The organism is Streptomyces sp. NPDC050703 (assembly GCF_040654435.1).
Taxonomy (GTDB): Bacteria; Actinomycetota; Actinomycetes; order Streptomycetales; family Streptomycetaceae; genus Streptomyces.
On sequence record NZ_JBFAHX010000011.1, the window covers coordinates 38,468 to 64,648 of the forward strand.

Below are 26,181 nucleotides of genomic sequence, written 5' to 3' on the forward strand. Positions count from 1 at the left end.
CCGGTCATGCCCCGTAGGTTCACGCTCTTCACCGGTCAGTGGGCCGATCTGCCGCTCGAAGAGGTGTGTGGGCTCGCCCGCGACTTCGGCTACGACGGTCTCGAACTCGCCTGCTGGGGCGACCACTTCGAGGTCGACAAGGCGCTCGCCGACCCCGCCTACCTGGACGGCAGGCACGCCCTGCTCGACAAGTACGGCCTCAAGTGCTGGGCCGTCTCCAACCACCTCGTCGGCCAGGCCGTCTGCGACGCGATCATCGACGAGCGGCACCGGGCGATCCTGCCCGCCCGCGTCTGGGGCGACGGGGAGGCGGAGGGCGTGCGGCAGCGGGCCGCGGCCGAGATGGAGGACACGGCACGGGCCGCCGCCGCCTTCGGCGTCGACACCGTCGTCGGCTTCACGGGTTCCTCGATCTGGCATCTGGTCGCGATGTTCCCGCCGGCCCCCGAGTCCATGATCGAACGCGGCTACGAGGACTTCGCCGAGCGCTGGAACCCCATCCTGGACGTCTTCGACCAGCACGGCGTGCGCTTCGCCCACGAGGTGCACCCCTCCGAGATCGCCTACGACTACTGGACCACCAAGAAGGCCCTGGAGGCGGTGGACCACCGCGCCGCCTTCGGCCTCAACTTCGACCCCTCGCACTTCGTGTGGCAGGACCTCGACCCGGTCGGGTTCCTCTACGACTTCCGCGACCGCATCTACCACGTCGACTGCAAGGAGGCCCGGCGCCGCCTGGACGGCCGCAACGGCCGCCTCGGCTCCCACCTGCCGTGGGGCGACCCGCGGCGCGGCTGGGACTTCGTGTCGGCCGGACACGGGGACGTGCCGTGGGAGGACGTCTTCCGCATGCTGCGCTCCATCGCGTACGAGGGCCCGGTCTCGGTGGAGTGGGAGGACGCGGGCATGGACCGCCTCCAGGGCGCCCCCGAGGCCCTCAAGCGCCTCAAGGCGTACGACTTCGAGGCCCCGGCGGCGTCGTTCGACGCGGCGTTCGGCGGCTCGGACTGACCGGAACCTGTCTGACCAGTGCTGTCCGACCAGTGCCTGTGCTGTTTGTCCAGTGACGGGAAAAAGTTCAACTTCGATGCTGCGCAGAGGCTTTCCGCCCGGGACAAACGTGGCTACCGTCCCTGAGGTGTACAGGACATGAACTGGTACCGGACATGAACGGACCGGGGTGACGGCGCACCCCGGCGCACGGCGCAAGCACCCGCGTACGACCGTCCCCCTTCCGGAGGAACTTCCGTGCACAGGAAACGCCTGAGACTCCACAAGACGCTCGCCCTGGTCACCGGGACCCTGCTCACCGGTGCCTCACTGGCCGTCGCCGTACCGCAGGCCGGTGCCGCCCCCGCGGACCGGCCCGCGGCGGCCGCACCCGCCGCCGAAGACTTCCAGCAGGTCACCCTCGCCAAGGGCGAGGCGGAGACGGGCGAGCCGATGACGCTCGCCGTCCTCCCCGACCGCTCGGTCCTGCACACCTCCCGCGACGGGACGCTGCGCCTGACCGACGCCGCGGGCAACACCAGGATCGCGGGCAAGATCCCGGTCTACTCGCACGACGAGGAGGGCCTCCAGGGCGTCGGCATCGACCCGGACTTCAAGAACAACCGGGCGATCTTCCTCTACTACGCGCCCCCGCTCGACACCCCGGCCGGCGACGCCCCGGAGAACGGCACGGCCGAGGACTTCAAGAAGTTCGACGGCGTCAACCGGCTCTCCCGCTTCGTCCTCAAGGCCGACGGCACCCTGGACAACGCCAGCGAGAAGAAGGTCCTCGACGTCCCCGCGAGCCGCGGCACCTGCTGCCACGTCGGCGGCGACATCGACTTCGACAAGGACGGCAACCTCTACCTGTCGACCGGCGACGACTCCAACCCCTTCGCCTCCGACGGCTTCACGCCCATCGACGAGCGCCCCAACCGCAACCCGGCCTTCGACGCCCGGCGCAGCGCGGGCAACACCAACGACCTGCGCGGCAAGATCCTGCGCGTGAAGGTCGCCGACGACGGCAGCTACACCGTCCCCGACGGCAACCTCTTCGCCGAGGGCACCGAGAAGACCCGCCCCGAGATCTACGCGATGGGCTTCCGCAACCCGTTCCGGATGAGCGTCGACAAGCCCACCGGCATCGTCTACGTCGGTGACTACGGCCCGGACGCGGGAGCCGCCGACCCCGAGCGCGGCCCCGCGGGACAGGTCGAGTTCGCCCGCGTCACCAAGGCGGGCAACTTCGGCTGGCCCTTCTGCACCGGCAAGAACGAACCGTACGTCGACTACGACTTCGCCACCGGCACCTCCGGCGAGACCTTCGACTGCGCGGCCCCCAGGAACGACTCGCCGCACAACACCGGCCTCACCGAGCTGCCGCCCGCCCAGGAGGCGTGGATACCGTACGACGGCGGCTCCGTCCCCGAGTTCGGCTCGGGCTCCGAGTCCCCCATGGGCGGACCCGTCTACCGCTACGACGCGGACAACACCTCACCCGTGAAGTTCCCCGAGGCCTACGACGGCGACTACTTCGCCGGAGAGTTCGGCCGCCGCTGGATCAAGCGCATCGAGCACGGCTCGGACGGCACCGTCCAGTCCATCAACCCCTTCCCGTGGACGGGCACCCAGGTGATGGACATGGAGTTCGGCCCCGACGGGGCGCTCTACGTCCTCGACTACGGCACCGCCTGGTTCGGCGGCGACGAGAACTCCGGGCTCTACCGCATCGAGAACGCCACCGACGGCCACTCACCGGTCGCCGAGGCGAGCGCGTCGAGGACCAGCGGCCAGGCCCCGCTGCGCACCAGGTTCACCGCGAAGGCCACGGACGCCGACGGCGGCACCCTGACCTACGCCTGGGACTTCGGCGACGGCGGCAAGTCGACCCAGCAGAACCCCACGTACACGTACAAGAAGAACGGTGTGTACACCGCGACGGTGACCGTCAAGGACTCCACCGGACGCACCGGCTCCGCCAGCGCGCACATCACCGTCGGCAACACCGCGCCCAAGGTCACCCTGGAACTCCCCGGTGACGGCCAGCTGTTCACCTTCGGCGACAAGGTGCCCTTCAAGGTGAAGGTCACCGACCCGGAGGACGGCCCCGTCGACTGCGCCAAGGTCAAGGTCACCCACATCCTCGGCCACGACAGCCACGGCCACCCGGTCACCTCGGCCAACGGCTGCTCCGGCACCATCCAGACCTCCGCGGACGGCGAACACGACCCCAACGCCAACATCTTCGGGGTCTTCGACGCCGAGTACACCGACAAGGGCGCCAACGGCCAGCCCGCGCTGACCACCCACGACCAGAACGTCGTCCAGCCCAAGCACCGCCAGGGCGAGCACTACAACGACTCCAAGGGCGTCACCGTCACCAACCACGCCCCCGCCCACGGCGGCAAGACGGTCGGCGACATCCACAACGGCGACTGGATCTCCTTCGAGCCGTACATCCTCGGCAACGCCACCAAGCTGACCGCCCGGGTCGCGTCCGCCGGCGCCGGCGGCACCCTGGAGGTCCGCAGCGGCTCCGCCACCGGCAGGCTGCTCGGCACGGCGAAGGTCGCGCCGACCGGTTCGTGGGAGACGTACACCGACGTCCAGACCACCATCTCCAAGCCGCCCGCCAGGACCACCACGCTCTACCTGGTCTTCAAGGGCAGCGGCTCGGGCGCCCTCTACGACCTGGACGACTTCACCTTCACCACCAAGGCCGCGGCCACGAACCGCAGCCACTAGAGGGGAGTGACCACCATGCGCGGACGAGTTCGGCTCCTCACCGCGACCGCGGCGGCCGCTCTGCTCATCGGCTGCGTGTCGGGCCCGGCGGCCTCCAGGCCGGATCACGGCGGCAAGGCGGGTGAACGGGTCCTCGTCTTCTCCAAGACGGCGGGCTTCCGGCACGACTCGATCCCGGCCGGCGTCCAGGCCGTCAGGGAACTCGGCGCGGAGAACGGCATCACCGTCGACGCGACCGAGGACGCCGGAGCCTTCACCGCCAAGAACCTCAGCCGCTACGACGCCGTCGTCTGGCTCTCCACCACCGGCGACGTCCTCGACGCCACCCAGCAGCGCGCCTTCGAGCGCTACGTCCGGGGCGGCGGTGCCTACGTCGGCGTCCACGCCGCCGCCGACACCGAGTACGACTGGCCCTTCTACGGCGGGCTCGCGGGCGCGTACTTCCAGTCGCACCCCGCGATCCAGCGGGCCGAGGTCCACGTCGAGGACCACGCCCACCCGGCCACCGCCCATCTGGGCAGCGGCGCCTGGGAGCGCACCGACGAGTGGTACAACTACCGCTCCAACCCGCGCGACCGGGCCCGCGTCCTCGCCACCCTCGACGAGTCGTCGTACTCCGGCGGCACCATGTCGGGCGACCATCCGATCGCCTGGTGCCAGGAGTACGAGGGCGGCCGCTCCTTCTACACCGGCGGCGGCCACACCAAGGAGTCCTACGCCGAACCGGCCTTCCGCCGGCATCTCCTCGGCGGCATCCGCTGGGCGGTCGGCGCCGCCCGGGCGGACTGCCGGCCCGAGAAGGGCTACACGCCGGTCTTCGACGGGACCGCGGCCTCACTGGAGGGCTGGAAACAGGCGGGCCCCGGCTCCTTCGCCCTGAAGGAGGACGACGGCACGCTGTCGACAGTCGGCGGCATGGGCATGCTCTGGTACGACCGGCGCGAGCTCGGTTCGTACTCGCTCAAGCTCGACTGGCGGATGACTGGGGACGACAACTCCGGCATCTTCGTGGGCTTCCCGCCCTCCGACGATCCCTGGTCGGCCGTCGACAAGGACTACGAGATCCAGATCGACGCCACGGACGTCCCCGAGAAGACGACGGGCTCCGTCTACGGCTTCCGCTCCGCCGACCTGAAGAAGCGCGACAAGGCGCTCAACCCGCCGGGGGAGTGGAACACCTACGAGATCCGCGTCGAGGGCGAACGCCTTCGCGTCCACCTCAACGGTGTCAAGATCAACGATTTCACCAACACCGACCCGGCACGCAGCCTGCGCCAGGGCCACATCGGCATCCAGAACCACGGTGACTCCGATGAGGTCTCCTTCCGCGACATCCGCCTGAAGGAGCTGTCCCCGGCCCCGGCCCCCGCTCCCTCCTCGCCGAAGCCCGGCACGGCAGGGGGCCGCTAGACGACGGCGGGCGGAGGACGCCGGACCTCCGCCCGCCGTCTTGACCCCACGGTTCCGTCTGTACCTCACGTCGCGTGTTCCTCGCGTCATGGCAGGAGGCATCCATGTCCACTTCCGCGCTCTCCCCCTCTCCCGTCGGCGTCTGGCTGATCGGCGCCCGCGGCTCGGTCGCGACCACCGCCGTCACGGGATGCGCGGCCGTGACCGCCGGCCTGCAACCACCCGTCGGCATGGTCACGGAGACCCCACCCTTCGCCGACTGCGGTCTGCCAACGTTGTCGTCCCTGGTCTTCGGCGGCCACGACACCGCGCACTGCCCCCTGCCCAAGCGGGCCGAGGAACTCGCCGCGGGCGGGGTCCTGCCGCACGGCCTCCCCGCGGCCGTCCGCGCCGAACTCACCGCCGCCGACACCGAGATACGCCCCGGCGGCCCCCTCCCGGGCGACACCCGCTCCGACGAGGAACTGATCACCGCCTTCGCGGAAGACCTGCGCGACTTCACCCGCCGCCGGGGCCTGGCACGCACGGTCGTGGTGAACGTGGCCTCCACGGAACCGCTCCTCCCCGGCGAAGCCGCCGGGGGCGGCGGTGACCGGGGTGGAGCCCGGACCGGGCACGGGGCCTTCACCGAGGGGGGAGCCCCGGCCACGGGTACGGCTTCGCCCGGCGGGGGAGCGGGCCCTGCCGGCGCCGGTGCGGGCCCGGTGGGAAGCTCCGGCACCGGTGGCACGGGCGGGGCGGGGCGGCGGCTGCCCGCGAGCTCCCTCTACGCGGCAGCGGCACTGAGGGCCGGCTGCCCCTACGTGAACTTCACCCCCTCCACGGGCCTGCACCATCCCGGCCTGGCCGAGGCGGCACGCGCCGCCGGGCTGCCCCACGCCGGACGCGACGGCAAGACGGGCCAGACCCTTCTGCGGTCGGTGCTCGGCCCGATGTTCGCCCAACGCGCGCTCGCCGTACGGGCCTGGTCCGGCACCAACCTCCTCGGCGGCGGTGACGGCGCCGCCCTCGCCGACCCCGCCGCAGCGGCGGCCAAGAACGCCGGCAAGGAGCGCGTACTCGCCGACACCCTCGGCACCACCCCGGAGGGCCAGGTCCACATCGACGACGTCCCCTCCCTCGGCGACTGGAAGACCGCCTGGGACCACATCGCCTTCGACGGCTTCCTCGGCACCCGCATGGTGCTCCAGACCACCTGGCAGGGGTGCGACTCCGCCCTCGCGGCACCCCTGATACTCGACCTGGCCCGCCTGACCGCCCGCGCCCACGAGAGCGGCGTCACCGGGCCCCTGCCGGAGCTCGGCTTCTACTTCAAGGACCCGGACGCCGGTGCCCCGGCGGCCCTGGCCGAGCAGTACACGGCCCTGCTCGGCCTCGCCGACCGCCTCAGGGACGCCCGGTGACCGCCGCCCGCGCCTGGGCCGAACTGCTCCGCCTCCCGGCCCTGTTCACCGTCCCCGGCGACGCACTCGCCGGGGCGGCCACGACCGGCCTGGCGCCCAACCGCCGCACCCTCCTCGCCCTCACCTCCTCCCTCTGCCTGTACGAAGCCGGCATGGCCCTCAACGACTGGGCCGACCGGGCGGAGGACGCCGTCGAACGCCCCGGACGCCCGCTGCCCTCCGGCCGCATCACCCCTCCCGCGGCCCTCGCCGCCGCCACCGCGCTCACCGCCGCGGGCCTCACTGCCGCCGCCCGCGCCGGCCGCCCCGCCCTCGCGGTGGCGGGCGCCCTCGCAGGCACCGTCTGGGCCTATGACCTGGGCCTGAAACACACCCCCGCCGGCCCGGCGGCCATGGCCGCCGCCCGCGGACTCGACCTCCTCCTCGGCGCGACCGCCACGGCCGGCCCGGACGACCGCCGGCGAACCAGGGCGGCCCTGCCCTCCGCCACGGCCCTCGCGACGCACACCCTCGCGGTGACGGTGGTCTCCCGCCGCGAGACCCAGGGCGGCTCGTCGACTGCACCCCTGGCCGCACTGGCCGCCGCCGGGGTGGTGGGGCGCCTCCTCGTGGGCGGGGGCGGCCTCAGCACCGACAGAGCCCTGCGCACCTCCCTCGCCCTGGCCTACGTCGGCACCGCCGCCAAGCCCCTCTTCCACGCGGCGCTCAACCCCTCACCTCCGCTCACCCAACGGGCCGTCGGCGGTGGTATCCGCGCCATGATCCCACTCCAGGCCGCGCTCGCCGCCAGAGCCGGAGCCGTGGGCACCGCCCTGTTCACCGCGGCACTCGCCCCTGCCGCCCGCAGGTTCGCACGGAAGGTGAGCGTCACATGAGCGACATCCGCCGCGGCGGGAGCGGTGGCCACCCGGGCGGTGGCCGTCCCGCCGGTAGCCCCGCCGGTGGTCGGGCTGCCGACAGCCGTACTGCCGATGGCCGCCCGAGCGATGGCCGTCCCACCGACGGTTGCCCGGCCGGGAGTAGCCCCGCCGGTGGCCGCCCCGTCGACACCCGTCCCGCCGGTGGCCGCCCCGTCGACGCCCGTCCCGGAGATGACCTCGGCGACGGCCGGTCCACCTATGCCCCCGGCGACGGCCGGTCCACCTATGGCCCCGCCGGTGGTCGGCCCGCCGATGACGCCGGGGACAGCCGTCCCGTCGGCGGCAGCCGCGGTACCGGCGAGCTCCGCTTCGGGTACGGCACCAACGGGCTCACCGACCTCCGGCTCGACGACGCGCTCGGGCTCCTCGCCGACCTCGGCTACGAGGGGGCCGGACTCACCCTCGACCACATGCACCTCGACCCCCTCGCCCCCGACCTCGCCGAACGCACCCGCCACGTGGCCCGCAGACTCGACCGCCTCGGTCTGACCGCCACCATCGAGACCGGCGCCCGCTACGTCCTCGACCCGCGCCGCAAACACGGCCCCTCCCTCCTCGACCCCGACTCCGACCGCCGAGCCGAACGCGTCCGGCTGCTGACCCGCGCCGTCCAGGTCGCCGCCGACCTGAACGCCCACGCCGTGCACTGCTTCAGCGGCATCACCCCGGCCGGCACCTCCGACGACACCGCCTGGAAGCGGCTGGCCGACGCGCTCGGCCCCGTCCTGGACGCCGCCGCCACCGCCGGCGTCCCGCTCGCCGTCGAACCCGAGCCCGGCCACCTCCTGTCCTCCCTCGCCGACTTCCACCGCCTCCGCACCGAAGTCGGCGCCCCCGACCCCGGCCTCCTCGGCCTCACCCTCGACATCGGCCACTGCCAGTGCCTCGAACCGCTCCCTCCCGCCGACTGCGTGCGCTCCGCCGCCCCGTGGCTGCACCACGTCCAGATCGAGGACATGTGCCGCGGCGTCCACGAGCACCTGCCCTTCGGTGACGGGGAGATCGACTTCCCTCCCGTCCTCGAAGCCCTGGCCGCCACCGGCTACCAGGGACTGACCGTCGTCGAACTGCCCCGCCACTCCCACGCCGGGCCACAGCTCGCCGCGGAGTCCCTCGCGTTCCTCCGCGAGGCCGTGGCCCCGGGGCGACGAACCGCGGTTCTCGCCTCGGCCGAAGGAGGAACACCGTGACCGACACCCCCGGGATCGCCGCCCTCCGCACGCGGCTCGAAGCCGACCTCGGCGGAGCCGCCCGGGCCTGGCTCGACCAGGCCGTCGCCGAAGCCGCGGCCCACGCCCGGCGCCCCGAGCAGCCGACGCGGGGGCCGGTCCCCACCTGGGAGCTGCGGCTCGCCGAAGCCGGGCGGCGCTGCGGGGCCGACCACGCCGACGCCGCCCGCGTCCTGCTCCTGCACGCGGCGTCCGCGGACCCGGCCACCCTCACCCGCGTCTACGGTCAGGGCACCGCCCCCGAGCGGCGTGCCGTACTGCGCGCCCTGCCGCACCTGGTGCCGGGACCGGAAGCCCTGCCCCTGGTCGAGGACGCCCTGCGGACCAATGACACGCGGCTCGTCGCGGCGGCCGTAGGCCCGTACGCCGCGAAGCACCTCGCTCCGCACGACTGGCGCCACGCCGTCCTGAAGTGCCTGTTCACCGGTGTCCCCGTGGACGCCGTCGCCGATCTGCCCCGGCGGGCCGCGGGCGACAGGGTGCTCGCCCGCATGCTCACCGACTTCGCGGGCGAACGCACCGGGGCCGGGCGTGCCGTACCGGACGATCTGCACCGCGTGCTGTCCCTCATCGACCCGGTGGGCGCCGCGGCCCCGGCCGCGCCCTCCGGCCCTGTGGCCCCTTCGACCGGCGAGGAGTAGGAGTCCCGATGCGCATCTTCGACCCCCACATCCACATGACGTCCCGCACCACCGACGACTACCAGGCGATGTACGCGGCGGGTGTCCGCGCGGTGGTGGAGCCGGCCTTCTGGCTCGGCCAGCCCCGCACCTCGCCCGCCTCCTTCTTCGACTACTTCGACTCCCTCCTCGGCTGGGAACCCTTCCGCGCCGCCCAGTACGGCATCGCCCACCACTGCACGATCGCCCTCAACCCCAAAGAGGCGAACGACCCCCGCTGCACCCCGGTCCTCGACGAACTGCCGCGCTATCTCGTCAAGGACAGCGTCGTCGCCGTGGGCGAGATCGGCTACGACTCCATGACCCCGGCCGAGGACACCGCGCTCGCCGCGCAACTCCAGCTCGCGGCCGACCACGAGCTGCCCGCTCTCGTGCACACGCCGCACCGGGACAAGCTCACGGGGCTGCGCCGCACCCTCGACGTCGTGCGGGAGTCCGCCCTGCCGCTGGACCGCGTCCTGATCGATCACCTCAACGAGACCACCGTGAAGGAGGCCAAGGACAGCGGCTGCTGGCTCGGCTTCTCCGTCTACCCCGACACCAAGATGGACGAGGAGAGGATGGTCGCCGTCCTCCGGGAGTTCGGACCCGAGAGGGTCCTGGTCAACTCGGCCGCCGACTGGGGCAAGAGCGACCCCCTCAAGACCCGCGCGGTCGCCGACGCCATGCTCACGGCGGGCTACGACGAGGACGACGTCGACCTGGTGCTGTGGCGCAACCCCGTCGCCTTCTACGGGCTCAGCGGCCGGCTCGCCCTCGACGTCACCGGCACCGACGCCACCCACGAGGGCAACTCCATCCTGCGCGGCGGTGCGTGACCCATGCGCTTCCGGCACCCCGACGGCTCCACCGTCCACCTCGCGTACTGCACCAACGTCCATCCGGCCGAGACCCTCGACGGAGTCGTCGCCCAGCTCCGCGACCACTGCGAACCCGTGCGCAAGAGGCTCGGCAGGGACCGCATCGGCATCGGACTGTGGCTCGCCAAGGACGCCGCCCGCGCCCTCGTCACCGATCCATCGGCCCTGCGCGGCCTGCGCACCGAACTCGACCGCCGCGGCCTCGAAGTCGTCACCCTCAACGGCTTCCCGTATGAGGGCTTCGGCGACGCCGAGGTCAAATACCGCGTCTACAAGCCGGACTGGACCGACCCGGAACGCCTCACCCACACCACGGACCTGGCCAGGCTGCTCGCCTCGCTGCTCCCCGACGACGTCACCGAAGGCACCATCTCCACCCTGCCGCTCGCCTGGCGGACGCCCTTCGACGCCGGCCGTGCCGAGTCCGCCCGCACCGCCCTCACCGCGCTCGCACAGCGTCTCGACGCCCTCGCGGAGCTGACCGGCCGCTCCGTCCGCGTCGGGCTCGAACCGGAGCCGGGCTGCACCGTCGAGACGACCGCCGACGCCATCGCCCCCCTCACCGCCGTCGGACACGACCGCATCGGTGTGTGCGTCGACACCTGCCACCTCGCCACCTCCTTCGAAGATCCCGACACCGCCCTCGACGCCCTCACCGCGGCGGGCGTCCCCGTCGTCAAATCCCAGCTCTCCGCCGCCCTGCACGCCGAACACCCCCACCTCCCCGAGGTGCGCGAGGCGCTCGCCGCCTTCGACGAGCCCCGCTTCCTCCACCAGACCCGCACCCTGACCGGGACCGGACTGCGCGGCACGGACGACCTCGGTGAAGCCCTCGCCACCCGCGCTCTGCCCGACACGGCCCCGTGGCGCGCCCACTTCCACGTCCCGCTCCACGCGGCCCCCGCCGCGCCGCTCACCTCCACGCTTCCCGTCCTGCGGGACGCCCTCGCCCGGCTCGTCGGCGGCCCCTCACCCCTCACCCGCCACCTGGAGGTCGAGACCTACACCTGGCAGGCCCTGCCGCCCGCGCTCCGCCCGCGCGGCCGCTCCCAGCTTGCCGAGGGCATCGCCGCCGAACTCGCTCTCGCCCGCGACCTCCTGACGGGCCTCGGCCTGAAGGAACTCCCATGAGCCACCTCTCCGACAGCCGGCACGACCGGCCCACCCCCCTTCTCGTCCTGGACGTCGTCGGCCTCACCCCGCGCCTCCTCGACCACATGCCGCACCTGAAGGCGCTCGGCCAGTCCGGCTCCCGGGCGCCGCTCGGCACCGTCCTGCCCGCCGTCACCTGCGCCGCCCAGTCCACCTTCCTCACCGGTACCACCCCCGCCGAGCACGGCATCGTCGGCAACGGCTGGTACTTCCGCGAACTCGGCGACGTACTGCTGTGGCGCCAGCACAACGGCCTGGTCGCCGGCGACAAGCTGTGGGACGCCGCACGCCGCGCACATCCCGGCTACACCGTCGCCAACATCTGCTGGTGGTACGCGATGGGGGCGGACACCGACTACACCGTCACCCCCCGCCCCGTCTACTACGCCGACGGCCGCAAGGAGCCCGACTGCTACACCCGGCCCCCCGAGCTCCACGACGAGCTGACGGAGAAGCTCGGCACCTTCCCGCTCTTCCACTTCTGGGGGCCCGGCGCCGACCTCGTGTCCAGCCAGTGGATCGTGGACGCGACCCGGCACGTCATCGACACCCGCGACCCCGACCTCGCCCTGTGCTACCTCCCTCACCTCGACTACGACCTGCAGCGATTCGGCCCCGACGACCCGCGCTCCCTCAAGGCAGCCGCCGACCTGGACGCGACCCTCGCTCCGCTCCTCGACGACGCCAGGGCCGAGGGCCGCACGGTGGTCGCCCTCTCCGAGTACGGCATCACGCGGGTGAACCGCTCCGTCGACATCAACCGCGTCCTGCGCCGCGCCGGACTGCTCGACGTGCACACCCAGGACGGCATGGAATACCTCGACCCGATGGCCTCCCGTGCCTTCGCCGTCGCCGACCACCAGATCGCCCACGTCTACGTCCGCCGCCCCGAAGACCTCGAAGCCACCCGGGCCGCGCTCACCGGCGTACCCGGCATCGAGCGCCTCCTGGACGACGAGGGGAAGAAGGCGCACCAGCTCGACCACCCCCGCGCCGGCGAGCTCGTCGCCCTCGCGGAGCCCGACGCCTGGTTCACGTACTACTACTGGCTCGACGACGACCGCGCGCCCGACTTCGCGCAGCTCGTCGAGATCCACCGCAAACCCGGCTACGACCCCGTCGAGCTCTTCATGGACCCCGAGGACCCCTACGTCCGTGTGAAGGCCGCGAGCGCGCTGGCCCGCAAGAAGCTCGGCATGCGCTACCGCATGGCGGTCGTGCCCCTGGACCCCTCACCTATTCGCGGCAGCCACGGCCGCCTCCCCACGAACGAGGACGAAAGTCCGCTCATCCTGTGCTCCACCCCCCGCGCCGTCACGGGCCGCGTCGCGGCCACCGATGTGAAATCACTCCTGCTCCGCCTCGCGGGCCTGCAGTGAGAGGCCTCGCGCCGCTGAAGTCGCCTGGTTCCCACTGAACCAGAGGGACCGGGCCCCGCCATCAGGGCCCGGCCCCGACTGATCCCTGATCCGTTCCTCGAACCCATCCCCGAGACGACCCCGACGTGACCCCGACCTGGCCGAGGAGAACCGCATGAACCGCAAGACGACATCCGCCGACCCCGAGCTCGCACACAGACTCAGCCGACGCGGCATGCTCGGCGTCGCGGCAGGCGCCACCGCAGCCGCCCTCGTCGGCGGCGCGGCCACCCCGGCGGCCGCGGCCGCCGCGGGGGAGAAGGGCCGAGGCCGCCCCGTCCTCCCGCCGGGACGGCTCGGCATCCAGCTCTACAGCCTGCGCGACAAGATCACGACCCTCGGCTTCGCCCCCGTCTTCGCCGAGCTGGAGAGGTACGGCTACGACGAGATCGAGTTCGCCGGCTACACCCAGGGCTCCGCGGGCGCCCTCACCCTCGCCCAGCTCAAGGCGCTCGCCCGCGACCACGGCCTGAACCCGATCGGGTCCCACGTGGGCTACTACGACGACAACAACCCCGGCGCGTACACCTTCGCGCAGAACCTCACCAAGGTCCTCGACGACGCGGAGGCACTCGGCCTCAAGCACATCGGTACCGCCTCGGGGCCCTTCCGCCACGGGGCGACGGTGGACGGCTGGAAGCGCGCCGCCGAGGACTTCAACACGTACGGCGAGGCGGCCCGCAAGCGTGGCATGAAGTTCTACCAGCACAACCACGCCGAGGAGTTCTCCTTCGCCACGGACAAGCCCCAGGTCCGCCTCTACGACGTGCTGCTCGCCGAGACCGACCCCGATCTCGTGTACCTGGAGATGGACATCTACTGGGCCTTCTGCGCCCAGTTCCGCTTCAGCAAGCGTCCCGACGGCAGGCCCGCGCGTCTCGACCCCCTCGACTACGTGCTCAAGCAGCCGCACCGCTACCCGCTGTTCCACGTCAAGGACGGCATCCGCGACGAGACGACCCGTGACGGATACCGCATGAGCGACGTCGGGGACGGTGACATCGACTACAAGAGGTTCCTGTCGAAGGTGACGGCACGCACCCCCCAGGGGCGGCGCTACCACCACTGGCAGACCGAGCACGACAACCCGGTCGACTCCCTCGCCTTCGCCCGGAAGTCCAGCGAGCACCTGCACTCGCTGCGCTCCGGACGCTGCGGGGACTGACCCTGGGCGTCCCATTCCGGTAGTCATTCGGTCACCGGCCGTGAGATGTCCGAAAGTGACGCCGAGGGCACTCCGCGTCCCCCGCCCGGCGGGCGGATACGCAGGTGAAAGGCACTCCGAAACCTTGGTATTGTTGTCCATGTCGCCGCGGGGAACACCCCGCAGGGCGGCAGACACCTGGTCCGGGTGGCGGAATGGCAGACGCGCTAGCTTGAGGTGCTAGTGCCCTTTATCGGGCGTGGGGGTTCAAGTCCCCCCTCGGACACCAGTAACAGCCGGTAATCAGCAAAGACCCCAGTTCACCTGGGGTCTTTCTGTTTCCCGAGCCTGATCGGGCCGTCGTGGCCGATGTGGCCGATATGGCCGATGCGGCAGAGCGCGTACTACGGCTTGTGGGTCACCCAGAGCAGTTCCGCCGGCCAGTGGTGTGCCCAGTCGGGCGGGTCCGTCTTGTTGTAGCCGTTCAGTGTTCCGGGTTCGGGGCGCGGCTCGATGAGGTCGTCGATGACGAGGCCCGCGCCGCGCAGGACCCTGACCCACTCGCCGTAGGTGAGCTGGTAGCTGATCGCGCCGTTGTCCTCGGCGATGGTGTGCAGCCCGAAGTAGTCCTGCCGCAGCGTCGTGGTCACGCGGCCGGCGGCTTCGTCGTAGCACGCTTCGAACCATGGGCTGGCGACGTTGAACACCAGGCGCCCGCCTTGGCGCAGGACCCGTGCGGCCTGCGGGACGGCCAGGTGCGGGGGCGCCCAACTGAGCCCACCGAAATCGCAGAACACCAGGTCGAAGCTGTCGGCGGCGAAGGGGAGCTGTTCGGCGGCGCCCTGCACCAGCGGGTAGCGGGCCTGGCCCATCGCGCGGGCCGCCGCCGCGAGCTGGGCCTCGGACAGGTCGACCCCGACCACGGCGGCGCCCTCGGCGGCGAGCGCCCTGGACCACTGGCCGGCGCCGCAGCCGAGTTCCAGGACGCGCTTGCCGGTGACGTCGCCCAGGGCCCTCAGGTGCGCGTCGGGGATGGAGTACATGCCCCAGAGCCGGGGTGTGGCGCCGATGCGTGGGTCGTGCCTGTCCTGGTAGGCGCCGCTGATCTGGTTCCAGAGTCGCCGGTTGGCGGGGATGCTGTCCACGTGCCGACTCCAGCACTGTCCGGCGGTGGCGGTCAACACGATTTAGCACGTCGGGGCACGGGCCAGCCCTTGCCGCGGTTCGGCGCGTCCTCACCCGCCGTGTCCTCACCCGCCGCGCCCTCACCCTCCGCGTCCGCGCCCTGCGCCCACAGTGACCGGACGTGGCCCAGATGTCGCGCCATGCACTTCTCCGCCGCCTCCGCGTCGCCCGTCAGCATCAGGTCGAGGAGTTCCCCGTGCTCCTCCGCGGACGGGGTGAGCTGGTCGCGGGCGTCGAGGGCCGTCAGGCCGTAGAGGCGCGAGCGCTTGCGGAGGTCGCCGACCGTTTCGACCAGGCGGTCGTTGCCCGAGAGGGCGAGGAGCGAGAGGTGGAAGCGGCGGTCGGCCTCCAGGTAGCCGATGAGGTCGTGGTCGCGGGCGGCCCGCACGATCTCGTCGGCGATCGGGCGCAGCACCTCCAGGTCCTCGCGGGCGGCGGTGCGGGTGATCCTGCCGATCATGGGAACCTCGATCAGGAGGCGGATCTCCGTGTACTGGTCGAGGTCGCGTTCATTGACCTCGGTCACGCGGAAGCCCTTGTTGCGGACCGGTTCGACCAGGCCCTCGCGCGCCAGGTCGAGCATCGCCTCGCGCACGGGCGTCGCCGAGATGCCGAAGTCCTCCGCGAGGCCGGGCGCGGAGTAGATCTCACCGGGGCGCAGTTCGCCGGAGATCAGGGCGGCGCGCAGCGCGTGGGCGACCTGGTCGCGCAGCCGCTCTCTGGCGGTGATCAGGTTCTTCTGCTTCAGATGGCCCATGGTGTCCCCTCCGGTGATGCCCGCGCCCGTGGTGCCTGTGGGGCCTGTGGCGCCCGTGTCCGAGCCCGTGCCCGCGCGGAGAACCAACGTACAATGTCACGTTGCCAGTTGGGGCGGGGCCCGGAACGCGGCTCAGAGGGTGAAGCCCGCGGGGAAGGGGTCGTCGGGGTCCAGGAAGTACTGGGCCGTGCCGGTGAGCCAGGCCCGTCCGGTGATCCGTGGCACGACCGCGGGCAGGCCCGCCACCTCGGTCCGGCCGATGAGCCGCCCCGTGAACTCCGTACCGATGAAGGACTCGTTGACGAAGTCGCGCTCCAGCGGGAGTTCGCCGCGCGCGTGGAGCTGCGCCATGCGGGCCGAGGTGCCCGTGCCGCAGGGGGAGCGGTCGAACCAGCCGGGGTGGATCGCCATCGCGTGCCGGGAGCGGTGCGCGTCCGAACCGGGTGCGATCAGGTAGACGTGCTTGAGCCCGGCGATGTCGGGCTGCTCGGGGTGGACCGGGCGGTCGGGCGAGGCGTTGACCGCCTCCATGACGGCGAGGCCCGCCGCGAGCAGGTCGTCCCCGCGGTCGCGGGTGAACGGCAGCCCCAGGGCGTCGAGGTGGACGAAGGCGTAGAAGTTGCCGCCGAAGGCCAGGTCGTAGGTGACCGTGCCGTGGCCCGGCACGACGGTCTTGCGGTCGAGCGCGACGCAGAACGCCGGGACGTTGGTCAGCGTGGCCGAGGTCGCCGCGCCGTCCGTCACGCTCACGTCGACCCGGATCAGTCCCGCGGGGGTGTCCAGGCGGACCGTCGTGACCGGCTCGGTGACCGGGACCATGCCGGTCTCGACCAGGACCGTCGCCACGCCGATGGTGCCGTGCCCGCACATGGGCAGTACGCCGGACACCTCGATGTAGAGGACGCCGTAGTCGGCGTCGGGGCGGGTCGGCGGCTGGAGTATCGCGCCGCTCATCGCGGAGTGGCCGCGCGGCTCGTGCACGAGGAGGGTGCGCAGGTGGTCCAGGTGCTCGATGAAGTGCAGCCTGCGTTCGGCCATCGTGGCGCCGGGGAGCACTCCGACCCCGCCGGTGATCACCCGCGTGGGCATGCCCTCGGTGTGCGAGTCGACTGCGTGGAAGACGTGACGTGTGCGCATACGGCTCCTTCGTCGGTCGGTGGTGGTGCCGGGGCCTCGGGCGGGATCAGTGGTGGCCCGCCGCCAGGGCCTTCTCGGTGGCCGCGCGTACCAGCGCCTCCGTCGGGCCGCTGAGCGGGAGGCGCGGGGGTCGGGTGGGGCCGCCGCGGCGGCCCGCCAGGTCCATCGACAGCTTGATCGCCTGCACGAACTCGGTCCGGGAGTCCTGGCGCAGCAACGGGTGCAGGGCCCGGTAGAGAGGCAGTGCCGTCTCCAGGTCATGGGCGCAGGCCGCGCGGTAGAGCCGGGCGCAGGCGGCGGGGAAGGCGTTCGGGTAGCCGGCGATCCAGCCGACCGCGCCCGCGAGGGCCAGTTCGAGGAGCACGTCGTCGGCGCCGGCCAGGAGGTCGAGCTCGGGCACGAGCTCGGCGGTCTCGTACGCCCGGCGCACGTCGCCGCTGAAGTCCTTCACCGCCACGACGGTTCCGTCGCCGTGGAGCCCGGCCAGCAGCTCCGGCGTGAGGTCGACCCGGGTGTCCAGGGGGTTGTTGTACGCGACCACGGGCACACCGGCCGCGGCGACCTCGGTGTAGTGGGCGCGTACGGCCCGCTCGTCGGCGCGGTAGGCGTTCGGCGGCAGCAGGAGCACGGAGCCGCAGCCCGCCTCGGCCGCCTGCTCGGCCCAGCGGCGGGACTCGGCGCTGCCGTAGGCGGAGACGCCCGGCATCACCCGGGCCCCGTCGCCCGCCGCCTCGACGGCGGTCCGCACGACGCGGGCGCGTTCGTCGTCGGTGAGGGTCTGGTACTCGCCGAGGGAACCGTTGGGGACCACGCCGTCGCAGCCGTTCGCGAGGAGGTGCGCGACGTGCTCGGCGTACGCGTCGTGGTCGACGGAGAGGTCGTCCCGCAGGGGGAGCGCGGTGGCCACCATGATGCCGCGCCAGGGGCGGGACGGGGACCATGCCGTGGTCGGGGTGGGCGTTGCGGGTGCGGTGGTCATCGGGGCCGCCCTTCCGGGGGGTCGTCGGGAGCCACGGGCCGGGGGTCCGCGGGGGTGAGTGAGGCGAGGGTGCCCAGGGGCACGGGGGTGGCGAGGAGGCGGCGGTCCGGGGGCGCGGGGGTGGCGTCGGGCGCGGCGGCGGCCAGGCAGGCCACGGCCGTGCCGCACATGCGGCCCTGGCACCAGCCCATGCCCGCGCGGGTGAGGAGTTTGACGCTGCGGGAGTCGCGGGCGCCGTGGTCCGCCACCGCCTCGCGGACACGGGCCGCCGTCACCTCCTCGCAGCGGCACACCTCCGTGTCGTCGCTGAGCCACCGCGTCCAGCCGGGGCCCGGCCGGTGCGCGGTGGCCATGGCGTCGGCGAAGGCGCGCAGCCGGTCGCGGCGGCGGCGCAGGGCGCGCAGGCGCCGGGCGGGGGCCGGCCGCCTCCCCGTGAGCCCGGCGGTGATCGCCAGGGCCGCCAACTCGCCCTCCACGAGCGCCGCTTGCGCCCCGCCGATGCCGGACGTCTCGCCCGCCGCCCAGAGGCCGCGCAGCGAGGTCTCCTGCAGCGGGCCGAGGTCCAGGGCGTACGTGCCGTCGGCGGAGCGGCGGGTGGCGCAGCCGAGGGCGGTCGCCAGTTCCGTCCGCGGGACCAGGCCGTGCCCGGTGGCGAGGGCGTCACAGGCGATGCGGCGTTCCGTGCCGGGGACGGGGCGCCAGTCCTGGTCCAGGCGGGAGACCGTCACCGCCTCGACGCGGTCGGTGCCGTGCGCCTCGGTGACGGCGCCGCGGGTGCGCAGACGCACGCCGTGGCGGAGCAGGGCCCTGCCGTGGCGGGCGGCTTCGGTGAGCTTGCGGGGGTTGGCGGCGAGGGCGGCCGCATGGCGGACGTAGCCGAGGTAGCCGGAGGCTTCGACCACCTCGGGGACGTCCGCCCCGGCAGCGGTGAGCGAGGTGGCCGCGGCGAGCAGGAGCGGGCCGCTGCCCGCCACGACGACGCGCCTGCCGGGCAGGGCGAGGCCGGACTTGAGCATGGCCTGGGCGCCGCCCGCGCTGACGACGCCGGGGAGGGTCCAGCCGGGGAAGGGGAGATGGCGTTCGTGGGAGCCGGTGGCCAGGAGCACCGTGTGCGCCCGGACCGTCGTACTCGTCCCCGGGGTGCTCGCGCCGCCGTCGGTGCCGTCGGTGCCCTCGCGTTCGTCGTCGTCGCAGAGGGCGTGGAGGGACCACCCGGAGTCGGGTGTCCCGCGCGCCATCGACCAGACGTGGTGGCCGTAGAGCCGGGTGACGCCGTCGGAGGCGTCCAGGCGCGCGCGGAGGCCGGCGAAGACGTGCCAGTCGTGGTGCAGCGCCTCGGGGCGGGTGGCGCCCGTGGCCGGGGCCGGGTGCCGGTAGTACTGGCCGCCGGGGCGCGGGGCGGCGTCCAGCAGCGCTACGGAGAGGCCGTGTGCGGCGGCCGTGACCGCCGCGGCGAGGCCGGCCGGGCCCGCGCCGACGACGGCCACGTCGTACGGGTCACCGGGGCTCGGCACGGCCGTGGCCCTTCTGTGTGGTGACCGTGTCGCCCGGCCGGGCGGTCACCAGGCAGGCGCGGCGGTTGGGGCGGCCGTTGACGGTGGCGAGGCAGTCGTAGCACTGGCCGATCCCGCAGAAGGCCCCGCGGGGTCTGGCGGCGCCCCGGGTCTCCCGCCAGGCGAGGATGCCGGCCGTCCAGAGGGCGGCGGCGATGGACTGGCCGGGCCGGGCCGGGACGCGGCGGCCGTCGAAGGTGAAGAAGTGGGTGGCGTCGACCGCGCCCGCGAGCTCCGCGGGCGTCGTCCTGTCGGCTTGCCCCATGGGGGCGGCTCCTCTCGTACGGCGGCTTCTGTCATCGGGCGGCCACGGGTGCGCTCGCCTACGGGGCCTGTCTTGTCTCCGGGGTGCGTGTCGTTTGCGAGGTGGGCTTCGTGTCGGGGGCCGTGTCGTTTCCGGGACGTGCTTCGTCTCCGGGCCCGTCTCGTCTCCGGGACGTGCTTCGTCTCCGGGCCCGTCTCCGCTCCGGGACGCGCTTCGTCTCCAGGGCCCGCCTCGCCTCTGGGACGAGCCTCGCCTCCAGGGCCCGCCTCGCCTCTGGGACGCGCTTCGTCTCCAGGGCCCGTCTCGCCTCTGGGACGTGCCTCGTCTCCAGGGCCCGTCTCGCCTCTGGGACGAGCCTCGCCTCAAGGGTCCGCCTCGTCCCCCGGGCGCGGCTTCGTCGCGGCGAGCCCTGGAGCGGAGGGAGCCGGGCCGCACGGTGGCGTCGCCTCGCGGGCGCAGCGCTGCGGGGCGAAGCGTTCCGGGGCGAACGGGGACGGGTCGAGCGGGGGCGCGGTGCCCGTCAGGAAGCCAGTGATCAGCAGGCCCGTCGCCGGGGCGAGGCCGATTCCCGCGCCCTCGTGGCCGCAGGCGTGCAGCAGACCGGGGACCCGGGGATCGGGGCCGATGGCCGGGAGGTGGTCGGGGAGGTAGGGGCGGAAGCCCGCGTAGGCGCGGATCGCACGGGCCCGGGCGAGGGCCGGGAACAGGCGGGTGGCCTGGGACGCCAGGCGCCGCAGCGCCTCCACCGAGAGCGTACGGTCGAAGCCGACCCGTTCCCTGCTCGCGCCGATCAGGACCGGCCCCGCCTGGGTGCCCTCCACCACGGCGGACGTCTGCAGGGCCGCCGATCCGCTCGCCACGTCGGCGACGTACTCCGCGGAGTACACCTTGTGCCGCACCAGGCGCGGCAGTGGTTCGGTGACCAGGACGAAGCCGCGGCGGGGGCGTATCGGCAGCTCCACGCCCGCCATGCGGGCCAGTTGACCGCCCCAGGTGCCCGTCGCGTTGACCACGCGGGGGGCCCGGACCTCGCCCCTCGTGGTCCGTACGCCGCGCACCGCGCCGCCCGCGTCCGTCAGTACCGCCGTGACCTCCTCGCCGAGCCGCAGCGTCAGGCGTCCCGCGTCGGCCGCCGCGCGCAGCAGATGTGCCGCGGCCAGGGCCGGTTGCACCTGTGCGTCCTGCGGGTAGTGGCAGCCGCCGGCGAGGCCGGGCGCGAGGTGCGGTTCGTGGTCGGCGAGGCGGTCTGCCGGGATGTCGGCCACCGTCACGCCCGCGCGCCGCTGCTCCGCCGCGAAGGCCCGCAGCGCCGTGAGTTCCGCCTCGGTCGAGGCCACGACCAGGCCGCCCTTCCGCTCGTACTCGATGTCCGGCGGGGTCTCCGCGGCCAGCTCGGTCCACAACCGGGCGGAGAGCAGGGCGAGTCGGAGCTCCGGGCCCGGTTCCTTGTCGGACACGAGGAGGTTGCCCTCGCCCGCGCCCGTGGTGCCGCCCGCGACGGGGCCGCGGTCGACGACGGTGACGTGGAGGCCGGCGCGGGAGGCGTAGTGGGCGCAGGCAGCGCCGATCATCCCTGCTCCCACGACGATGACGTCCGAGAGATCCGGTAATCCGGAGGGGTGTCTCGTGAGCACGGCAGTAATATTTCACATGGCACTAAGCCTGCCAAGGGGGCGTGCGCGGCGAGGAGTTGGGGGAGCAGGTGGACGAGAAGTTGGGCGGCAAGGCCGGCGTTCAGTCGCCTCGGTGGTGGGTGCCCGGGGTGTAGCCGAGGGAGCGGCGGAACACGTCGATGAACGCGCTGGCCGACGCCCAGCCGCAGCGGTGCGCGACCGTGGTGACGGGCGTGCCGTCGGCCAGCATGCGCAAGGCGTGGTAGAGCCGGAGCTGGGTGCGCCACTGGGGGAAGGTCATGCCGAGTTCGCGGCGGAAGAGGCGGCTGAGGGTGCGTTCGCCCGCCCCGGCGGCCGCGGCCAGTTCGGCGAGGCCGCGCGCGTCGGCGGGGTCGCGGTGCAGGTGGCCGCAGACGGCGGCGAGGCGGGGGTCCTTGGGGGTGGGCAGCTGGACGGGCTGCTGCGGGGAGACGCGGAGCTGGTCGAGGAGTACCGCGCGCAGGCGTCGGCGCTCCGGGGTGTCGTCGTGCGGGGCGCGCGTGCAGGCGAGGATGAGTTCGCGCAGCAGCGGGCCGACGGTGAGGACGGCCGGGGCGTCGAGGCCGAGCGGGTTGGTGTCCGCGGGCAGGCCGAGCAGGTGCAGCGCGAGGTGGCCGTGGGCGCGGTGGGCGTGGACGCAGCCCGCCGGGACCCAGATGGCCCGGGTGCCCGGCGCGAACCAGGTGCCGGCGTCGGTGGTGACGGCCACGACGCCGGAACCCGCGTAGATGATCTGGTGGTTGTCGTGGCGGTGCGCGTCGATGGACTCGCCGGGTGCCAGTGACCGGGTGTCCGTGGGGGCCTCGGGGGTGTGGCGGATCTTCGGCATGGGTCGGCACTTTATCGGAAGCGCGCCAGGGGTCCGCGTGGCGACGATGGGGCGATGTCAGCGAAGGAATCCACGAACGAGCGCCCGTGCCCGGGGGCCGCGGGGTCCGCTCCAGCCGTGGCGGGAACGGAAGCCACGGCCCCCACACCTCCCGCACCCCAGAGCAAGGCCCCGCCGACCCGCAACCCCATCATGCTCCTCGCCCTGGCCCACGCCTGCGTGGACCTCTACCAAGGGGCCGTCGCCGCCCTCGTGCCGTTCTTCGTGGCCGAGCGCGCCTACACCTACGCCGCCGCCTCCGGCGTCGTGCTCGCCGCCTCGCTGCTCTCCTCCGTGGTGCAGCCGGTGTTCGGGGCGCTCACCGACCGGTGGGCCCTGCCCTGGCTGCTGCCCCTGAGCACGCTGGTGGGCGGAGCGGGGGTCGCTCTCGCCGGGCTCAGCGGCAGCTACGCCCTGACGCTCCTCGTCGTCGGCCTCTCCGGCATCGGCGTGGCCGCGTACCACCCCGAGGCGGCCCGCGTCGCGCGGCGGGCGAGCCGTGGCAGCCACACGGCCATGAGCTGGTTCTCCCTCGGCGGCAACCTCGGCTTCGCGACCGCGCCCCTGCTGGTCGCCGCCATCACCGCCACCGGCGGCCTCGGCGCCTCCCCGCTCCTCGTGGTGCCCGCCCTCGCCGGGGCCGTGCTCTGTGTCGCCGCGCTGCGCGGGGTCAGCGCCATCGAGGCGGCGGCGCCCAAGGGGCCCCGCCGGGAGCCCGGCCCGGACGACTGGCCCTCCTTCCTCCGGCTCTCCGGTGCCATCGTCTGCCGCTCGGTCGTCTTCGTCGGGCTCGCCACCTTCATCTCGCTGTACGCGAGCCGGCGCACCGGCGGCGGCGAAGCCGCGGGCACCGCCGCCCTGTTCGTGCTCTACCTCGGCGGCGCCGTCGGCACCGTCGCGGGCGGCAGGCTCGCCGCACGGTTCGGCCGCATGCCGGTGGTGCGGTGGTCGTACGCCCTGACGGTTCTCGCGGTGGCGGGCGTCGTCCTGGTACCCGGGCCTTCGCTCTACGCCTTCGTCGTGCTCACCTCCGCCGGGCTCTATGTGCCGTTCTCCCTGCACATCACCCTCGGCCAGGACTTCCTGCCCCGCCGGGTGGGCACCGCGGGCGGCGTCACGCTCGGACTCACCGTGAGCGTGGGCGGCCTCGCGAGCCCGCTGATCGGCGCCCTCGCCGACGCCACGTCCCTGCGGACCGCCCTGGCGCCGCTCATCGCGCTGCCCGCGCTCGGCTGGCTCCTCCTGCGCACACTGCGCGAACCGGACGGCGGGGCCGCACCGCCCCGCCCCTGAGGCGCCACGGGAGCCCCTCGGAACTCCGGGGGGCTCCCGTGATTTCGGCGTCTGAGGGGTTGTCAGTGCAATTTCACATTACTACGTTACGCATCACATGGCCCGGACGGCCCACCGTGAGACCGCCGCCCCGGAGCCGCCAACAGCGCGCCCCGGTCGGCCAGTTGAGCCGCCCGGGCCGTCGCCCTCACACCCCACATCCCACCCAGGAGCCCGGATGTTCCGGTTACGCCCAAGAACCCTGCGCAGATCCGTCCTCGCCGGCGTCCTCGCCGCGAGCCTCTGCGTCACGGCCGCCCCACATGCCGCTCAGGCGGCAGAAGGCACCGCATCCCCCCGTGCGTCCGCCGGGCCCGACCCCCGCGACGTCGTCGAGCGCAGGGCGTCCGCCCCCGAGCCCGGCGCCCGCGCGCTGCCGGCACCCGGTGGCCTCAGGGACGGCCACCTCCCAGGGCCCCGTACACCGAGACCCAAGGCGAAGGACCGGCCCAAGGCCCGGCCGGCGACCGCCCCCTGCACCCTCGACGGCGTCACCTCGCTCGGGCCCGAGGCGTTCGCCGACTTCCTCGGCGATCCGGCCGTCACCGCGGAGGGCTGTCTGCGGACGCTCATATGGACCTGGGACCGGCGGCTCGCCCCCGTGATGTCGGACGCGCACGTGCAGGCCGTGTCCGCGCGCGTCAGCCGGCTCGCCGCCGCGCACGACGGCAGGAACGGGAGCAACCTCCTGGAGCTGCTCACGTACCTCCACGCGGTCGCCTACCAGGACTTCTCGCACGACGAGATCGACGTCACCGACGGCCCCACCGTCGACGCCATGCGCCGCGCCGTCGCCTCCTTCGGCGACGCGCCCCGCACCTTCGAGGTGACGGACACCAACGCCGACTCGCTGCGCGAGGCGCTGTACGCGGCGAGCGCCCCGGGGCTGCGGCAGCATCAACTGCCGCTGGTCAAGAAGGTGCTGGCGACCATGGACGCCGCCCACCCCGACACCGCGAAGGACGCGTCGTGGGGCGGGTCCGCGCTCGCCGCGCTCTCACTCAACTACCTCGGCGTGTACCCCGGCAACCGGGACACCGCCTACCGCGCCGCGGTCGAGGCGGACCCCGCCTACCGTGCGCTCTTCAAGGCGTTCGCCGGACACACCCACCTCAAGGGCACGGGCAACGCCTGGGTGGTGCGGGACGCCCTCGGCGAGTACGGCAGGTTCGGGCAGATCGACGGGGTCAGGAGCGAGATCGTGAGCGGTCTCGGCGGTCTCGTCGCCGTGACGGCACGCGACTTCGGCGAGGGCAGCGGGCCCTGGGTGAAGGTCGCGACCTGGCTGAACGAGTACGACGCCTGCGCGCCGTACGGCGTCTGCCGCGCGGACATCGAGCGGCGGCTCTTCCCGCACACGTACACCTACGACAAGGGCGGCATGAAGGTCCGCACGGCGCTGGATCGGGGCACCGTCGACCAGCTCTACTACGCGAGCAAGCAGGTCAAGGCCCAGTTCCACCGCGTCGTCGGCACCGAGGAGCCGTTGGCGGGAGACCCCAACACCGGCCTGACGACCGTGCTCTACGCCTCCCGCGCCGACTACGAGAACTACCACCCCCTGCTCACCGGCATGGGCACCGACAACGGAGGCGTGTACATCGAGCGGGGCGCGACCTTCTACACCTACCAGCGGCGCGTGCCCCAGGACTCGACGCTCACGCTGGAGGAACTCTTCCGCCACGAGTACACCCACTACCTCAACGGCCGTTGGGCGGTCCCCGGGTTCTTCGGCGAGGGCCCCTGGTACGAGAACGACCGGACCACCGCCATGGACGAGGGGACGGCCGAGTTCTTCGACGGGGCGACGCGCGACGACGGCGTGAAGGTCCGCAGATCGCTGGTACGGGGCATCATCGACGACACGGCGAACGACGGGCCCCGCATGACCGTCCGGCAGATCCTGCACGCCACGTACGACGGTGACGGCTTCCGCTTCTACGACTACGCCGGGACGTTCTTCGAGTTCCTGTGGACGGAACGCCCCGGCCTGCTCAAGGAGATGTACCGGCACCTGCGCGCGGACGACCCGGCGGCCTTCGACGCCTGGCGGGACCGGCTCGGCGGCGACAGCGCGGTGCAGCGGGCGTACGACGCCTTCCTCGACGAGCAGATCGCGCGCGTCGACGACCTCTTCGTGCCGGACACGAAGTACGTCCCGGTCGGCGAACTGCGGGACAGCACCGCCGCCCAGGTCGGCGCCTCCTTCAGGGCGGCGACGGGCATCACGCCCACGTGCCGCTCCAACGGGGCGCAGGAGAGGCCGCGCTACGTCTGCACCGGCCGCGTCACCGCGAACCTCAGCGACTCCGGCGACCCGGACGCCGTCTTCGAGGACATGTCGGAGACGGTCGACTACTACCTGCTCGACCGGTCCGCCGCGGGTGCGCGCCACAACAACCTCACCGACATGAACTGCTCGTTCGGTGAGGTGGACATCTGGAGCGACGGCCGCGCGGGCAGCGCCGGCTTCAGCTGTGAGGGCCCGCTGCGCGGCTGACG

20 protein-coding genes, 1 tRNA gene and 1 pseudogene are annotated in these 26,181 nt (G+C 73.2%); 14 read left to right on the top strand and 8 right to left on the bottom strand.

Going from position 1 to position 26,181, the window contains the following annotated elements; all coding sequences use genetic code 11:
- The first annotated feature begins 6 nt into the window (after window positions 1–6).
- The 12 genes and pseudogenes from AB0I16_RS13220 (at window position 7) to AB0I16_RS13275 (ending at window position 14,240) form a co-directional block, all read left to right on the top strand.
- Window positions 7–1,011: a sugar phosphate isomerase/epimerase family protein gene (locus AB0I16_RS13220; RefSeq protein ID WP_363249452.1), complete on the top strand. Its 1,005-nt coding sequence runs from the start codon at window positions 7–9 to the stop codon at window positions 1,009–1,011.
- Between the two features lie 237 nt (window positions 1,012–1,248).
- Entirely contained in the window at window positions 1,249–3,735 is a 2,487-nt protein-coding gene (locus AB0I16_RS13225; RefSeq protein WP_363249453.1) for a PQQ-dependent sugar dehydrogenase, read from the top strand.
- A gap of 15 nt (window positions 3,736–3,750) precedes the next feature.
- The gene (locus AB0I16_RS13230; protein WP_363249454.1) at window positions 3,751–5,145 is read left to right on the top strand and encodes a ThuA domain-containing protein; all 1,395 of its coding nucleotides are present in this window, start codon (window positions 3,751–3,753) and stop codon (window positions 5,143–5,145) included.
- Window positions 5,146–5,249: 104 nt separating this feature from the next.
- Entirely contained in the window at window positions 5,250–6,548 is a 1,299-nt protein-coding gene (locus tag AB0I16_RS13235; protein WP_363249455.1) for an inositol-3-phosphate synthase, read from the top strand.
- Window positions 6,545–7,423, top strand: a complete 879-nt coding sequence (locus tag AB0I16_RS13240) for an SCO3242 family prenyltransferase (RefSeq protein WP_363249456.1) — start codon at window positions 6,545–6,547, stop codon at window positions 7,421–7,423. The genes AB0I16_RS13235 and AB0I16_RS13240 overlap by 4 nt, the downstream gene beginning before the upstream one ends.
- A gap of 347 nt (window positions 7,424–7,770) precedes the next feature.
- Window positions 7,771–8,658: pseudogene (locus AB0I16_RS13245) on the top strand (sugar phosphate isomerase/epimerase family protein); the annotation flags it as partial.
- On the top strand, window positions 8,655–9,338 hold the full coding sequence (locus AB0I16_RS13250) for an EboA domain-containing protein (RefSeq protein WP_363249457.1): 684 nt from the start codon (window positions 8,655–8,657) through the stop codon (window positions 9,336–9,338). The pseudogene AB0I16_RS13245 and the gene AB0I16_RS13250, both read left to right, overlap by 4 nt.
- 8 nt (window positions 9,339–9,346) lie before the next feature.
- The gene (locus AB0I16_RS13255; protein WP_363249458.1) at window positions 9,347–10,195 is read left to right on the top strand and encodes a TatD family hydrolase; all 849 of its coding nucleotides are present in this window, start codon (window positions 9,347–9,349) and stop codon (window positions 10,193–10,195) included.
- Between the two features lie 3 nt (window positions 10,196–10,198).
- A complete protein-coding gene (gene eboE, locus AB0I16_RS13260; RefSeq protein ID WP_363249459.1) occupies window positions 10,199–11,368 on the top strand; it encodes a metabolite traffic protein EboE in 1,170 nt (389 codons plus the stop codon).
- Window positions 11,365–12,768 (top strand): nucleotide pyrophosphatase/phosphodiesterase family protein, encoded by a 1,404-nt coding sequence (locus tag AB0I16_RS13265; RefSeq protein ID WP_363249460.1) that lies wholly within the window; start codon window positions 11,365–11,367, stop codon window positions 12,766–12,768. The genes eboE and AB0I16_RS13265 overlap by 4 nt, the downstream gene beginning before the upstream one ends.
- 154 nt (window positions 12,769–12,922) lie before the next feature.
- Window positions 12,923–13,972 (top strand): sugar phosphate isomerase/epimerase, encoded by a 1,050-nt coding sequence (locus AB0I16_RS13270; RefSeq protein WP_363249461.1) that lies wholly within the window; start codon window positions 12,923–12,925, stop codon window positions 13,970–13,972.
- A 180-nt stretch (window positions 13,973–14,152) separates the two neighbouring features.
- Window positions 14,153–14,240, top strand: a tRNA-Leu gene (locus AB0I16_RS13275).
- A gap of 115 nt (window positions 14,241–14,355) precedes the next feature.
- On the opposite strand, the gene AB0I16_RS13280 is transcribed toward AB0I16_RS13275, so the two are convergent.
- The 8 genes from AB0I16_RS13280 to AB0I16_RS13315 form a co-directional block, all read right to left on the bottom strand.
- Window positions 14,356–15,096, bottom strand: a complete 741-nt coding sequence (locus tag AB0I16_RS13280; RefSeq protein ID WP_363249462.1) for a class I SAM-dependent methyltransferase — start codon at window positions 15,094–15,096, stop codon at window positions 14,356–14,358.
- Between the two features lie 32 nt (window positions 15,097–15,128).
- Window positions 15,129–15,893, bottom strand: coding sequence for a GntR family transcriptional regulator (locus AB0I16_RS13285; protein ID WP_363249463.1), 765 nt, complete (start codon window positions 15,891–15,893; stop codon window positions 15,129–15,131).
- Window positions 15,894–16,025: 132 nt separating this feature from the next.
- Window positions 16,026–17,030 carry a proline racemase family protein gene (locus AB0I16_RS13290; protein WP_363249464.1) on the bottom strand — a complete coding sequence of 335 codons (1,005 nt, stop codon included), beginning with the start codon at window positions 17,028–17,030 and terminating at the stop codon, window positions 16,026–16,028.
- 46 nt (window positions 17,031–17,076) lie between these two features.
- Entirely contained in the window at window positions 17,077–18,009 is a 933-nt protein-coding gene (locus AB0I16_RS13295) for a dihydrodipicolinate synthase family protein (RefSeq protein ID WP_363249465.1), read from the bottom strand.
- Complete coding sequence (locus tag AB0I16_RS13300; RefSeq protein WP_363249466.1) at window positions 18,006–19,523, bottom strand: NAD(P)/FAD-dependent oxidoreductase; 1,518 nt, start codon at window positions 19,521–19,523, stop codon at window positions 18,006–18,008. The genes AB0I16_RS13295 and AB0I16_RS13300 overlap by 4 nt, the downstream gene beginning before the upstream one ends.
- The gene (locus AB0I16_RS13305) at window positions 19,507–19,827 is read right to left on the bottom strand and encodes a (2Fe-2S)-binding protein (RefSeq protein ID WP_363249467.1); all 321 of its coding nucleotides are present in this window, start codon (window positions 19,825–19,827) and stop codon (window positions 19,507–19,509) included. Before AB0I16_RS13305 ends, AB0I16_RS13300 begins: the two co-directional genes overlap by 17 nt.
- 362 nt (window positions 19,828–20,189) lie before the next feature.
- Window positions 20,190–21,416, bottom strand: coding sequence for an FAD-binding oxidoreductase (locus AB0I16_RS13310; protein WP_363249565.1), 1,227 nt, complete (start codon window positions 21,414–21,416; stop codon window positions 20,190–20,192).
- Window positions 21,417–21,561: 145 nt separating this feature from the next.
- The gene (locus AB0I16_RS13315) at window positions 21,562–22,308 is read right to left on the bottom strand and encodes a helix-turn-helix transcriptional regulator (RefSeq protein WP_363249468.1); all 747 of its coding nucleotides are present in this window, start codon (window positions 22,306–22,308) and stop codon (window positions 21,562–21,564) included.
- Window positions 22,309–22,500: 192 nt separating this feature from the next.
- Here AB0I16_RS13315 and AB0I16_RS13320 point away from each other — a divergent pair, with 192 nt between their 5' ends.
- Both AB0I16_RS13320 and AB0I16_RS13325 read left to right on the top strand, forming a co-directional pair.
- Window positions 22,501–23,640 (top strand): MFS transporter, encoded by a 1,140-nt coding sequence (locus AB0I16_RS13320; RefSeq protein ID WP_363249566.1) that lies wholly within the window; start codon window positions 22,501–22,503, stop codon window positions 23,638–23,640.
- Window positions 23,641–23,857: 217 nt separating this feature from the next.
- Window positions 23,858–26,179 carry a collagenase gene (locus tag AB0I16_RS13325; protein ID WP_363249469.1) on the top strand — a complete coding sequence of 774 codons (2,322 nt, stop codon included), beginning with the start codon at window positions 23,858–23,860 and terminating at the stop codon, window positions 26,177–26,179.
- Window positions 26,180–26,181: the final 2 nt, after the last annotated feature.